General features: G+C 23.2%; 16 protein-coding genes. 14 read left to right on the top strand and 2 right to left on the bottom strand.

The features are described 5' to 3' along the window. Genes rplO through rplQ form a run of 8 tightly spaced genes read left to right on the top strand, consistent with a single transcriptional unit; the run spans nucleotide 1 to nucleotide 4845 of the window. Nucleotides 1-429, top strand: a complete 429-nt coding sequence (gene rplO / locus GJU03_RS01280) for a 50S ribosomal protein L15 (protein WP_168918889.1) — start codon at nucleotides 1-3, stop codon at nucleotides 427-429. 7 nt (nucleotides 430-436) lie between these two features. Next, nucleotides 437-1765: a preprotein translocase subunit SecY gene (gene secY / locus GJU03_RS01275; RefSeq protein ID WP_168918888.1), complete on the top strand. Its 1329-nt coding sequence runs from the start codon at nucleotides 437-439 to the stop codon at nucleotides 1763-1765. Nucleotides 1766-1798: 33 nt separating this feature from the next. Continuing rightward, complete coding sequence (gene rpmJ / locus GJU03_RS01270; RefSeq protein ID WP_168918887.1) at nucleotides 1799-1915, top strand: 50S ribosomal protein L36; 117 nt, start codon at nucleotides 1799-1801, stop codon at nucleotides 1913-1915. A 52-nt stretch (nucleotides 1916-1967) separates the two neighbouring features. Beyond that, nucleotides 1968-2324 carry a 30S ribosomal protein S13 gene (rpsM, locus tag GJU03_RS01265; protein WP_168918886.1) on the top strand — a complete coding sequence of 119 codons (357 nt, stop codon included), beginning with the start codon at nucleotides 1968-1970 and terminating at the stop codon, nucleotides 2322-2324. A 27-nt stretch (nucleotides 2325-2351) separates the two neighbouring features. Next, the gene (gene rpsK, locus GJU03_RS01260; RefSeq protein WP_168918885.1) at nucleotides 2352-2741 is read left to right on the top strand and encodes a 30S ribosomal protein S11; all 390 of its coding nucleotides are present in this window, start codon (nucleotides 2352-2354) and stop codon (nucleotides 2739-2741) included. 39 nt (nucleotides 2742-2780) lie between these two features. Continuing rightward, nucleotides 2781-3401, top strand: a complete 621-nt coding sequence (gene rpsD, locus GJU03_RS01255) for a 30S ribosomal protein S4 (RefSeq protein ID WP_168918884.1) — start codon at nucleotides 2781-2783, stop codon at nucleotides 3399-3401. 28 nt (nucleotides 3402-3429) lie between these two features. Then, nucleotides 3430-4437: a DNA-directed RNA polymerase subunit alpha gene (locus GJU03_RS01250; protein ID WP_168918883.1), complete on the top strand. Its 1008-nt coding sequence runs from the start codon at nucleotides 3430-3432 to the stop codon at nucleotides 4435-4437. Between the two features lie 21 nt (nucleotides 4438-4458). Beyond that, the gene (gene rplQ, locus GJU03_RS01245; protein ID WP_168918882.1) at nucleotides 4459-4845 is read left to right on the top strand and encodes a 50S ribosomal protein L17; all 387 of its coding nucleotides are present in this window, start codon (nucleotides 4459-4461) and stop codon (nucleotides 4843-4845) included. Here rplQ and fmt read toward each other — a convergent pair. Together fmt and def are read right to left on the bottom strand one after the other, a co-directional pair. Beyond that, nucleotides 4838-5812, bottom strand: coding sequence for a methionyl-tRNA formyltransferase (gene fmt, locus GJU03_RS01240; protein WP_246208757.1), 975 nt, complete (start codon nucleotides 5810-5812; stop codon nucleotides 4838-4840). The two genes, rplQ and fmt, sit on opposite strands and share 8 nt — an antisense overlap. Continuing rightward, on the bottom strand, nucleotides 5809-6345 hold the full coding sequence (gene def, locus GJU03_RS01235) for a peptide deformylase (protein ID WP_168918881.1): 537 nt from the start codon (nucleotides 6343-6345) through the stop codon (nucleotides 5809-5811). The genes fmt and def overlap by 4 nt, the downstream gene beginning before the upstream one ends. A 122-nt stretch (nucleotides 6346-6467) precedes the next feature. On the opposite strand from def, the gene tsaC reads away from it, so the two are divergent. From tsaC to rho, 6 genes are all read left to right on the top strand, one after another. Then, nucleotides 6468-7028, top strand: a complete 561-nt coding sequence (gene tsaC, locus GJU03_RS01230; protein WP_168918880.1) for an L-threonylcarbamoyladenylate synthase type 1 TsaC — start codon at nucleotides 6468-6470, stop codon at nucleotides 7026-7028. Nucleotides 7029-7030: 2 nt separating this feature from the next. Continuing rightward, nucleotides 7031-7855 (top strand): shikimate dehydrogenase, encoded by an 825-nt coding sequence (aroE, locus tag GJU03_RS01225; protein ID WP_168918879.1) that lies wholly within the window; start codon nucleotides 7031-7033, stop codon nucleotides 7853-7855. 28 nt (nucleotides 7856-7883) lie between these two features. Beyond that, nucleotides 7884-8498 carry a Fe-Mn family superoxide dismutase gene (locus tag GJU03_RS01220; RefSeq protein WP_168918878.1) on the top strand — a complete coding sequence of 205 codons (615 nt, stop codon included), beginning with the start codon at nucleotides 7884-7886 and terminating at the stop codon, nucleotides 8496-8498. A gap of 405 nt (nucleotides 8499-8903) precedes the next feature. Beyond that, on the top strand, nucleotides 8904-10637 hold the full coding sequence (locus GJU03_RS01215) for an RNA-directed DNA polymerase (protein WP_168918877.1): 1734 nt from the start codon (nucleotides 8904-8906) through the stop codon (nucleotides 10635-10637). Between the two features lie 242 nt (nucleotides 10638-10879). Next, the gene (gene trxA, locus GJU03_RS01210) at nucleotides 10880-11212 is read left to right on the top strand and encodes a thioredoxin (RefSeq protein ID WP_168918876.1); all 333 of its coding nucleotides are present in this window, start codon (nucleotides 10880-10882) and stop codon (nucleotides 11210-11212) included. 173 nt (nucleotides 11213-11385) lie between these two features. Continuing rightward, entirely contained in the window at nucleotides 11386-12645 is a 1260-nt protein-coding gene (gene rho / locus GJU03_RS01205) for a transcription termination factor Rho (protein WP_168918875.1), read from the top strand. The last annotated feature ends 18 nt before the right edge of the window (nucleotides 12646-12663 follow it).

Raw genomic sequence — 12663 nt, 5'->3', positions numbered from 1 at the left:
ATGAATTTAAATAATTTATCTTCTAAAATTAGAAATAATAAAAAGAGATTAGGAAGAGGAATTGGGTCAGGAAAAGGAAAAACAAGCGGTAGAGGTCATAAAGGACAAAAAGCTAGATCTGGTTTTAATATTAATAAAATATTTGAAGGAGGACAAAGTCCCTTACATAGGAGATTACCAAAATTTGGATTTAAATCAAAAAAAAATATTTTTTTAAAAGAAATTAGATTAGGAGATTTAGAAAAAATTCATGGTAATTATATTGATTTAAATATTTTAAAATCTACGAAAATAATTAGTAAAAAAATTAAATATGTAAAAATTATTAATAAAGGAAATATTAAATCTCCAAAAAAAATTATCAAATTAAATTGTACAAAAAGTGTTAAAATAATTATAAAAAAATTAGGTGGTATAATTGAGGAATAGATAATAAATGATTAAATCATTTAAAAAATTAAATTTTCAAAGTACTAAAAAAGGTTTTATTGAATTAAAAGAAAGATTTATATTTTTAGTAACATCTATAATTATTTTTCGCATAGGTTCATTCATACCAATTCCAGGTATTAATATTAGTATTTTACATTCTTTAATTGTTAAACAACATGGTACTATTATTGATATGTTTAATATGTTTTCTGGAGGTGCTCTTAGTAGAGCTTCTATTTTTGCTTTAGGAGTTATGCCTTATATATCATCATCTATTATTATGCAACTTTTAACAGTAGTTCATCCATATTTTATAACTTTAAAAAAAGAAGGAGAAGAAGGGAAAAAAAAAATTAATAAATATACGAAATATACTACATTAGTTTTAGCGTTTATTCAAGCTATAGGTATAACAACTGCATTACCTAAATTACCTGGTATGAATAATTTAGTTATTAATCCTAATATTTATTTTTTTATAATTTCTAATTTGAGTTTAATTACAGGTACTATATTTTTAATGTGGTTAGGAAGACAAATAACAAAAAGAGGAATTGGAAATGGAGTTTCTATTATTATAGTAATTGGTATAATAACTACATTACCTTTAAATATAGGACAAATTATAGAACAAATAAAACAAGGAAATTTAAAATTTTTTATGGTTTTTGTTTTATTATTTTTAGTATTTTTAATAATTTTATTTATTGTTTTTATTGAAAAAGGACAAAGAAAAATTAATGTGCAATATGCTAGAAGATATTTTGGAAAACAAATGTATAATATACAACAAAGTACTCATTTACCATTAAAAATTAATATGGCTGGAGTAATCCCCGCAATATTTTCTTCTAGTATTATTTTATTTATTTCTACTATATTTTCATGGTTTAGTAATATTACTAATTATAGTTTACTTAAAAAAATTGCTATATTTCTACAACCTAGACAACCACTATATATTTGTTTATATATTTTAGCAATTATATTTTTTTGTTTTTTTTATACTATTTTAGTATTTAATCCTCAAGAAACTGCTGATAATTTAAAAAAATCTGGTGCATATATTTCCGGTATTAGACCAGGTGAACAAACAGCTAAATATATAAAAAAAATTATTATGAGATTAACATTTACTGGTAGTTTATATATTACTTTTATTTGCCTTGTACCAGAATTTTTAAAAAATATAATTAATGTTCCATTTTATTTAAGTGGTACATCATTACTTATAGTAATAGTTGTAATTATTGATTTTATTACACAAATCCAAACATTAATTATGTCTACTCAATATGAGTCTATACTTAAAAAAATTAATTTAAAAGGATAATATTTATATAATATTATTTGGAGATGTAATACAATGAAAGTTCGAACTTCGATAAAAAAAATGTGTCGTAATTGTAAAATTATTCGTAGAAATAGAATTTTATATGTTTTTTGCAAAACAGATCCCAAACATAAACAACGTCAAGGATAATTATTTTCTATTTTTTTTAAAAAAATTATAAAAATTAAATAAAGGATTTAATATGGTTCGTATAGCTGGTGTAAATATTCCTGATAATAAACGGACAATAATAGCATTACAATATATTTATGGTATAGGTAATTCACATGCAATTCGTATATGTAAAATTGCTAATATTTCTCAAAATATTAAAATTAATCAACTTACTAAAGAAAAAATAGATTTATTAAGAAATTTTATATTAAAATTTAAAGTAGAAGGTGATTTAAGAAGAAATATTAATTTAAATATTAAAAGATTAATTGACCTTAATTGTTATAGAGGTTTACGTCATAAAAAAGGATTACCAGTTAGAGGACAACGCACTAAAACTAACGCACATACTAGAAAAAAATTATATAAATATTCCAAAAAATAAATTTCTAATTATAGAAGAGTATATATAATGAAAAAAAAATCTTTGAATTTTAAAAAAAAAATCAAAAAACAAATTGTAGACGGTATTGCACATATACATGCTTCTTTTAACAATACAATTGTTACAATTACAGATAGACAAGGTAATTCTTTAGGATGTGCAACAGCCGGAGGTTCTGGTTTTAGAGGATCAAGAAAATCAACTCCATTTGCGGCACAAGTAGCTGCAGAAAAATGTGCTGAAATTGTTAGACATTATGGTATTAAAAACTTAGAAATTATGGTAAAAGGCCCAGGTCCTGGTAGGGAATCTACTATTAGAGCATTAAATAATGCTGGTTTTAAAATTACTAATATTACAGATATTACTCCTATTCCTCATAATGGATGTAGACCTCCAAAAAAAAGAAGAGTATAAATTATTATTAATAATTAAAATATTTTAGGAGAAAATATAATGGCAAGATATTTAGGACCAAAATTAAAATTATCTCGGAGAGAAGGTACTGATTTATTTTTAAAATCTAATGTACGTGCTATTGACACCAAATGTAAATTAGAACAAATTCCAGGGCAACATGGGATAAAAAAATCTAGATTATCTGAATATGGTATCCAATTAAGAGAGAAGCAAAAAATACGTAGATTATATGGTATATTAGAAAAACAATTTCATAATTATTATAAAAAAGCTTTACATATAAAAGGAAATACTGGATTTAATTTATTATGTTTGTTAGAAAAAAGATTGGATAATATTGTTTATAGAATGGGTTTCGCTGTTACAAGAGCAGAATCTAGACAATTAATTTCTCATAAATCTATACAAATTAATAATCAGATTGTTAATATAGCTTCCTATCAAGTATCTTTAAATGATAAAATTTCTGTATGTAAAAAATCTCAAAAACAACTAAGGATTAATGCTTCAATTGATTTATACTCTCAAAGAGAGAAACCTAACTGGTTAGAAGTGAATAATAAAAAAATGGAAGGAATTTTTAAAAGACTTCCTGAACGTTCTGATTTGCCTGCAGATATTAATGAACACTTAATTATTGAATTATATTCAAAATAATTTTTTAAAAGAAAGAGAGAGTATATACATGGATCAAAATTCTGTAACAGAATTTTTAAAACCTAAATTAGTTGATATAGAACATATTGGTAATAATTCTATAAAAGTTACTTTAGAACCTTTAGAACGTGGTTTTGGTCATACTTTAGGAAACGCATTAAGACGTATTTTATTATCTTCAATTCCTGGTTATGCAGTAACAGAGGTAGAAATAGAAGGAATATTACATGAATATAGTATTAAAGAAGGGATTAAAGAAGATATAATTGAAATACTTTTAAATTTAAAAAAATTAGCTATAAAAATAGAAAATAATAAAAAGGAAGTTGTTTTAATTTTAAAAAAAACAGGAATTGGAATTGTAAGAGCTTCTGATATTTCTTATGGAAATGATATAAAAATTGTAAATAAAAATCATATTATTTGTCATATTACTAATATAAATACATCAATTAATATGAAAATAAAAATAGAATTAGGACGAGGATATGTAGCAGCACATACAAAAATTAATAATAATTTTCAAAAAGATCATAAAATAGGAAGATTATTATTAGATGCATCTTATAGCCCTATTAAAAAAATAATATATAATGTAGAATCAGCTAGAGTAGAACAAAGAACAGATTTAGATAAATTAATAATAGAAATGGAAACAAATGGAACAATTGATCCAGAACAAGCTATTAGAAAAGCAGCAACTATTTTAGCTGAACAATTAGAATCATTTGTAAATTTAAAAGATATTAAACAAAAAAAAGAAATAAAAGAAGAAAAACCAGATTTTGATCCTATCTTATTACATTCTGTAGATGATTTAGAATTAACTGTTCGTTCGGCAAATTGTTTAAAAACTGAATCAATTCATTTGATTGGCGATTTAGTACAAAGAACTGAAGTAGAATTATTAAAAACTCCAAATTTAGGGAAAAAATCTCTAACAGAAATAAAAGATATTTTAGCGTCTAGAGGATTATCATTAGGAATGAGACTAGATAATTGGCCTCCAATTTTAAAAAATAATAATCAAAAATAATTAATTTAATTAGGTAAAAATATGCGTCATCGTAAAACAGGTCGTTATTTTAATAAAAATAGTTCACATCGTAGTGCAATGTTGTTTAATATGGTTAATTCATTAATTAATAATGAAATTATTAAAACTACTCTAATGAAAGCAAAAGAACTTAGAAAAATTATAGAACCAATAATTACAATTGCTAAAAAAAATACTATTTCTAATAAAAGATTAATAAGATCTAAAATAAATAATAAAATCAATATGATTAAACTTTTTAATGTTATTGCTCCTAAATTTCAAAATAGATTAGGAGGATATACACGTATAATAAAATGTGGTTTTCGTAATGGAGATAAAGCACCTATGGCATATATAGAATTAATAGGAAGAAAAATAATGCTAAAAAATAAAAATCTTAAATAATAACAGTATTTTTTGTAAAAAGATTTTTATAATGTTTAAAATTTAAAAAATTTTGAATATTCATTTGTTTTTTACCACTAGGTTGAATAATTTGAATATTTAAAATTCCATTTATAGTATTTATTTGTATACCATATCTATTAATTAATAATATTGTACCAGGTACTTTATCTACATAATTACTGTTAAAGCTATTAATAACTTCTGCTTGCCATACTTTAAACCTTTGTTTTTTTATCATAAAAAAAGTACCTGGTCTAGGATTAAAGGCACGAATCATACATTCAAGTTTTTTAGCAGATAAATTCCAATCTAATTTACATTCCATTTTAGATATTTTTTTTGCATATGTAGGTTTTATCATATTTATATTTTGAGATTTAAATTTTATTTGTTCTCCTTTGGAAATTTTTTTTAAAATAAACAATAATCCTTGTAATCCTAATATAGCTAATTTTTTATATAATGAACCATATGTATCATAAAGTAGAATACTATATTCTATTTGATAAATAATATCGCCTTCATCTAAAAAATTATTCATTTTTATTATACTAATACCTGTTTTTAAATCATTTGCTAATAATGCTCTTTGTATTGGGGCAGCTCCTCTCCATCTAGGTAATAATGAAGCATGTATATTCATACAAAATAACTTAGGTATATTTAATATTTTACTAGGTATTAATAAACCATAATCTACAACTATAATAATATCACAATTATAATTAATAAGATTTTTAATTAATTTTAAAGAATTTAAAGATTCTGGTTGTAATATATTAATTTTATATTTTACTGCTAATTTTTTTACAGAATTAAAAGTTAATTTATATCCTCTATTAGCATAAGTATCTGGCTTAGTAATAACACAAGATATTGTGTAGATATTATTTATTAATCCTTTTAAATGATAAGCGGCAAATTTTGAAGTACCTATAAAGATAATTTTTATTTTTTTTTTCATTTTATGTAATTCTGTTTTTTTAAAAACATTATTTTATGATTAATTTTATTTATTTTATCATAAATTCTTTGATATTTTAAATTTGATAAATAATCGATGAATAAAATTCCATTTAAATGATCAATTTCATGTTGTATGCAAAAAGATAATAAATTATTTGCTTCTATTTCAATGATTTCATTCATTAAATTTTTAGCTTGAATTTTTATTTTATTAAACCTTGGAACAAAATATTTTTGTTTTATAGGTATAGATAAACAACCTTCTTTACTATTAATTTTTAATTTATTAAATTTTATTATTTTAGGATTAATAAGAATAATAGGATTATTTTTTTTTTCAGTTATATCAATAACTATAATTCTTTTATTTATTCCTATTTGTGTAGCTGCTAAACCAATACCATTGTAAGTATACATAGTTTTAAGCATACTACTTCCTAGTAATTTAATATCCTTATTAATATTTTTAATTGATTTAGCTATATTTCTCAATTTTTTATTAGGAAAATATAGTAATTTAAGTATAGACATATTTAATATCTTTTTTAAAGATGATTTTTCTAAAATAATAAAAATTTTTTTAATTTTTAATATAATTATACTATTAATATATAATTCATTTACAACTTTATCAAATAATTTATAAAAAAATTATGGATATAAAAATTTTTATTAATGCATTAAAAATGGGTAAAATTATAGCTTATCCAACTGAATCTGTTTTTAGTTTAGGATGTGATCCAGATAATAAAAAAGCAGTATATAAATTATTAAAAATAAAAAAACGTAGTATAAAAAAAGGATTAATTTTAATAGCATCTAATTATAATCAATTATTAAAATATATAAATGAAAAAAAAATTCTTAAAAGCCAAAAAAAAAAAATTTTATCTACTTGGCCTGGTATTATTACATGGGTTATGCCTATTAAAATAAATACTCCTTATTGGTTAATTGGAAATTTTAATTCTATAGCGGTTCGTGTAACTAATCACTATTTAACTAGTAAATTATGTAATTATTTTGGCAAACCTATTATTTCTACCAGTGCAAATATTTCAGGTAAAAAACCATGTTTAACACATCAAGATGTATTACATCATTTTTATGATGTTAAAGAACATATTTTAATTCTAAATGGAAAAACTGGAGGTTATTTAAAACCATCTGAAATCAGAGATAGTTTTACTAATTTAGTTATACGTAAAGGATAAATATGAACATTTTTGCGGTATTAGGTAATCCTGTTAAACATAGTAAATCTCCAATTATACATCAACTATTTGCAAAACAAACAGGAATATTACATAATTATAAAAAAATTTGTATTCCATTGAATAATTTTTATAAATCTTTTTTCCATTTTTTTAAAAATGGAGGGATAGGAGCAAATATTACAGTTCCATTTAAAAAAAAAGCATATAAGTTATGTGATTTTGTAACAAAAAGAGCTAAATATTCTGGTGTAGTAAATACAATAAAAATTATTAATTCAAAAAAAATTTTAGGTGATAATACTGATGGTATTGGTTTATTAAAAGATCTACAAAATTTAAAATTTATTAATTCTAAAAGTAATATTTTATTAATAGGTGCTGGCGGAGCTGCACAAGGAATTATATATCCGTTAATTAATTTTGGTTGTAATATTACAATTATTAATCGTACTTATCAAAATACTAAAAAAATTGTTAAATTTTTTAAAAATATAAAAAATATTAATTATCTAAAATTAGAAGATTTATTTATATTTTATAATAAATTTAGATATAATTTAATTATTAATGCTACATCTAGTAGTATTAAAGGAAATATTCCTAATATACCTTCTAATATTATTGGTCCTGATGTTTTTTGTTATGATCTTTTTTATAATTCTAATAATACACCATTTTTAAAATGGTGTATTATTAATGGAGCTAAAAAAGTATCAGATGGTATTGGCATGTTAATTGAACAAGCAGCACATTCTTTTTATTTATGGCATGGTATCATGCCCAATACTAAATTAATAATTAAAAAATATAAAAAATATGATTAATAATTATATTTTATTTTAAAGGATTTTTATGACTTATAAACTACCTAATTTGTTATATAAATATTCAGATTTAGAACCATTTTTTGATACAAAAACAATGGAAATACATCATAAAAAACATCATCAAAATTATATTAATAATACAAATTTAATACTACAAGAAAATAATATAGAAAATATTAAAATTAATAAATTAATTTCCAATTTAAATAAATTATCAATTCCTTCTTCACAAAGAATATTTTTACGTAATAATGCAGGAGGACATGCTAATCATAGTTTTTTTTGGAAAATTTTAAAAAAAAATATTCAACCAAATAGTATTATTTTAAATATTTTAAAAAATGAATTTGGTAATTTAATAAATTTTAAAAAAGAATTTGAAAAAAAAGCTTTAAATTTTTTTGGATCTGGATGGATTTGGTTAATAAAAAAAAAAAATATGTTAAAAATAATTACAACAATAAATCAAGATAATCCATTAATGGATGATAATACATCAACAAGTTTACCTATTATAGGATTAGATTTATGGGAACATGCATATTATTTAAAATATCAAAATCAAAAAAATTTATATCTTAATGCTTTTTGGAATGTTTTAAATTGGGATAAAGTTACACAATTATTTTTAAATAAATAACTATTTATGATGTATTTTATAAAGAAATAAAATACATCATTTTTTTAAAAAATTTATATAATAAGATAATTATCCTTAAGTAAGGGATACTATGTATTTTTATACATTATAAATATAATAATATACAAAATTTGTATTAATAAATTACCAAGTTTTAAAAATTCTAATTTAAAAATTAAAAAATATTTAAAACATCCATATCATCTAATATGAAAATAAAAAAATTAATAATTTATTGAGAAAGATAAAATAATATTTAATAATAATTAGAGTATTAATTAATGCTTTTAAATTATTAACTTTAGATAAACTTATTGCAAGTATTAATTGTAAATTACAATAATTTTAATATTTTCTTTCCTACAAGAAAAGAATTTTTAAAATTGTTAATATTGGTGGAATACTTTGAAAAACCTTAATGTATATAATAAGATGGATAGTGCAACTCTACCTGACACACTAAATAACCCTGACGCGTTTAATACATTCTTCCAGAATTCTGCCCCAAACATTCCATTATCTAATGAAATACTGCATAAATATAGCCACTCCAGTTCCAAAACAAAATTTACTCTAAGACTCCGTCCTGTAGGTAGTAAGGAAATTATTGATTCCATATCTTTGATAAAGTCGAACTCCTCGGGTGAGGACACATTTACTACACACATTCTGAAATTATTTCTACCATATAGCCTTCCTACCATAAAACATATTATAAATTATTCAATTACAAAAAATGTCGTTCCACTTTCATGGAAGACTGCAATTGTTGTTCCCCTGCCAAAAAAATCCAACCCTGAGGCTTATAGCGACTGTCGCCCAATAAGCTTATTAAATGTTATGTCTAAAATTCTCGAAAGAGTTGTTCAGAATCAATTATTGACTCATGTAAATTCAAATCAGTTATTACCGCAAAATCAGTCAGGTTTCAGAAAAGCACACAGTACCATTACAACACTGCTTGAGGTAACTGATGATATTCTGAAGAGCTTTGATGAAGCAAAAGTAACCACTAGTGTTCTACTGGACTACACAAAAGCCTTTGACTCTATTAATCATAAACTACTAATTGCAAAGCTCCGCTATTTTGGAGTCCATGATGATTCAATAAATTGGTTTCATAGTTACTTAACAGATCGTAAGCAAAAAGTTAAACTATGCGGAGAAAATGGTGTTGTTTTTTCACAGTATTTAAATATAAAATCTGGTGTGCCGCAAGGTTCAATTTTGGGTCCCTTACTCTTCGCAATTTACATTTGTGATCTACCTAACATTGTCAAATATACAAAAATTCATTATTATGCTGATGATAGTCAAATGTATATATCTTATCACCCTGATGAAATGGACGTCGCAATGGAACTTTTAAACATAGATCTGCAAAATATTCTCTCCTTTTCTACATCACATTGTTTACAGCTAAATGCAACCAAATCGGTTGTTATAAATTTTCATTCAAAACATGTTAAATTTACCCCACAGAGGCAGGATGTTAAAATAGGGAGCCAAAATCTTTTAGTTGTCAAATCATCAAGAAACTTAGGAATTACTTTCGATCAACACTTAACCTTCCAAAATCACATAACAAATATTGTAAAGTCATCATACGCGAAACTTAGACAGCTATACAATTTTAGGTATGTACTTCCTACGGATACAAAAATAAAGCTGACCGAGTCTCTCATTATATCTACCTGTGAATATGGCAGTGTAGTTTTCGGTTCTTGTATTACCACGTCTGAAGCACACAGACTACAGAAAATACAAAACTCATGTCTTAGATTTGCGACATTAACGAAAAGGTCCCAGCATGTTACACCACTCTATATAAATAATAACATACTAAATATGAACCAAAGATGGAAATATCGGTTAATCTGCTTGGTGCATAAAATTCTGCAAAATCGTATGCCATTGTATCTGTATAAAAGATTAGTGTTTAGAGGTAGCTTACATCAAACTCAGCTTCGTTATGTTGATAGAACACTGCATACACCAAGGCATAGAACGGAAATGTATAAATCTTCGTTTTCCTTTTCAGCAGCCTTCCAGTACAATAATATACCGGAAAATATTAAGTCTTTAAGTCTTCGAAACTTTAAATTAGAACTTTGTAAATTTTTATTTGCTCAGAAATAATTGTTCAATACCACAACATATAAATGTCCAAGAATTAATAAGCCTTTTTTATATTAATTTCTTATATTTTTAAAATATTATTTATTATCTTGCAATACAATTATTATTTATATATAATGAAAATAAAATATTAATTAATTTTAAATAGAATTTAATCAAAAAATCTATTACAAAATTAAAATATTTATATTCATCTTATAAAAGATAATTAAATATAATATTTATACAGGAATATTAAATTCATGCAACATAAGAATAACGTTTTAATACATTTAAATGATAAAAATTTTCAATCTGAAATAGAAAAAAAAAAATTGGTTTTAGTTGATTTTTGGGCAGAATGGTGTAATCCATGTAAAATATTTTCTGAGGTTTTAGAAAAAGTATGTCATAAATATGAAAATATAGTTTTTACCAAGTTAAATATTGAAAAATATAAAAATATTGCAGAACGATATAATATTCGTAGTATACCAACAGTTTTTTTATTTAAAAACGGAAAAATTATTGATAAAATAATTGGATCTATAAATATCACACAATTAGAAAATTTTTTAAATAAAAATTTAAAATAATTTATTTAAATAATTACTTATCTTATAACAAAAAAATATATTAATTATTAATATTTGTTTTAGTAACTAATAAAATTATTTAAAAATTTTATTATATTAAATATAAATGTTATTAAATTATATAAATTTTATATAAATATTTAAGAATTATTCAAGTTTAAGACCTCACCATTATGAATCTTACCGAATTAAAAAATAAACCAATATCTGAATTAATAGATTTAGGTGAAAATATTTATCTAGAAAATTTAGCTAGAATGAGAAAACAAGATATTATTTTTACTATATTAAAACAACATTCCAAAAGTGGAGAAGATATTTTTGGTGATGGAGTGTTAGAAATATTACAAGATGGATTTGGATTTTTACGTTCTTCTGATAGTTCTTATTTAGCAGGACCTGATGATATTTATGTATCTCCGAGTCAAATTAGACGTTTTAATTTACGTACAGGAGATACTATTTCTGGTAAAATACGTCCTCCTAAAGAAGGAGAAAGATATTTTGCATTATTAAAAGTAAATCAGGTAAATTTTGATAAACCAGAAAATGCTCGAAGCAAAATTCTTTTTGAGAATTTAACACCATTACATGCAAATTCTAGATTAAGTATGGAAAGAGGTAATGGATCTGCAGAAGATTTAACAGCACGTGTTTTAGATTTAGCTTCACCAATAGGTAGAGGACAAAGAGGTTTAATAGTAGCTCCTCCTAAAGCAGGAAAAACTATGTTATTACAAAATATTGCACAAAGTATAGCATATAATCATCCTGATTGTGTATTAATAGTTTTACTTATCGATGAACGTCCAGAAGAAGTTACTGAGATGCAAAGATTAGTTAAAGGAGAAGTTATAACTTCAACTTTTGATGAACCTCAATCTAGACATGTCCAAGTATCAGAAATGGTAATTGAAAAAGCTAAAAGATTAGTAGAACATAAAAAAGATGTTATTATTTTATTAGATTCTATAACACGTTTAGCTAGAGCATATAATACTGTTGCTCCTGCATCTGGGAAAGTTTTAACTGGAGGAGTTGATGCAAATGCATTACATCGTCCTAAACGTTTTTTTGGTGCGGCAAGAAATGTTGAAGAAGGAGGTAGTTTAACAATTATAGCAACAGCATTAATTGATACAGGATCAAAAATGGATGATGTTATTTATGAAGAATTTAAAGGAACTGGTAATATGGAGCTGCATTTATCACGTAAAATTGCAGAAAAACGAGTTTTCCCCGCTATAGATTATAATAGATCTGGAACTAGAAAAGAAGAATTATTAAGTTCACAAGAAGAATTACAAAGAATGTGGATTTTAAGAAAAATAATTCATCCTATGAATGAAATAGATGCAATGGAATTTTTAATAAATAAATTGTCAATGACAAAAACTAATAATGATTTTTTTGATATGATGAAAAGATCTTAATATTATTTATATTTTTTT

The sequence above is a fragment of the Enterobacteriaceae endosymbiont of Donacia bicoloricornis genome (genome assembly GCF_012567955.1).
In the GTDB taxonomy this organism is placed as follows: Bacteria; Pseudomonadota; Gammaproteobacteria; order Enterobacterales; family Enterobacteriaceae.
The sequence above is the reverse complement of the archived record's forward strand: the minus strand, read 5'-3'. Positions and strand labels throughout refer to the sequence as shown.

Coding starts and splice junctions, on each gene's coding strand:
- rplO (WP_168918889.1), top strand. CDS start 1: ATGAATTTAAATAATTTATCTTCTAAAATTAGAAATAATAAAAAGAGA.
- secY (WP_168918888.1), top strand. CDS start 437: ATGATTAAATCATTTAAAAAATTAAATTTTCAAAGTACTAAAAAAGGT.
- rpmJ (WP_168918887.1), top strand. CDS start 1,799: ATGAAAGTTCGAACTTCGATAAAAAAAATGTGTCGTAATTGTAAAATT.
- rpsM (WP_168918886.1), top strand. CDS start 1,968: ATGGTTCGTATAGCTGGTGTAAATATTCCTGATAATAAACGGACAATA.
- rpsK (WP_168918885.1), top strand. CDS start 2,352: ATGAAAAAAAAATCTTTGAATTTTAAAAAAAAAATCAAAAAACAAATT.
- rpsD (WP_168918884.1), top strand. CDS start 2,781: ATGGCAAGATATTTAGGACCAAAATTAAAATTATCTCGGAGAGAAGGT.
- GJU03_RS01250 (WP_168918883.1), top strand. CDS start 3,430: ATGGATCAAAATTCTGTAACAGAATTTTTAAAACCTAAATTAGTTGAT.
- rplQ (WP_168918882.1), top strand. CDS start 4,459: ATGCGTCATCGTAAAACAGGTCGTTATTTTAATAAAAATAGTTCACAT.
- fmt (WP_246208757.1), bottom strand. CDS start 5,812: ATGAAAAAAAAAATAAAAATTATCTTTATAGGTACTTCAAAATTTGCC.
- def (WP_168918881.1), bottom strand. CDS start 6,345: ATGTCTATACTTAAATTACTATATTTTCCTAATAAAAAATTGAGAAAT.
- tsaC (WP_168918880.1), top strand. CDS start 6,468: ATGGATATAAAAATTTTTATTAATGCATTAAAAATGGGTAAAATTATA.
- aroE (WP_168918879.1), top strand. CDS start 7,031: ATGAACATTTTTGCGGTATTAGGTAATCCTGTTAAACATAGTAAATCT.
- GJU03_RS01220 (WP_168918878.1), top strand. CDS start 7,884: ATGACTTATAAACTACCTAATTTGTTATATAAATATTCAGATTTAGAA.
- trxA (WP_168918876.1), top strand. CDS start 10,880: ATGCAACATAAGAATAACGTTTTAATACATTTAAATGATAAAAATTTT.
- rho (WP_168918875.1), top strand. CDS start 11,386: ATGAATCTTACCGAATTAAAAAATAAACCAATATCTGAATTAATAGAT.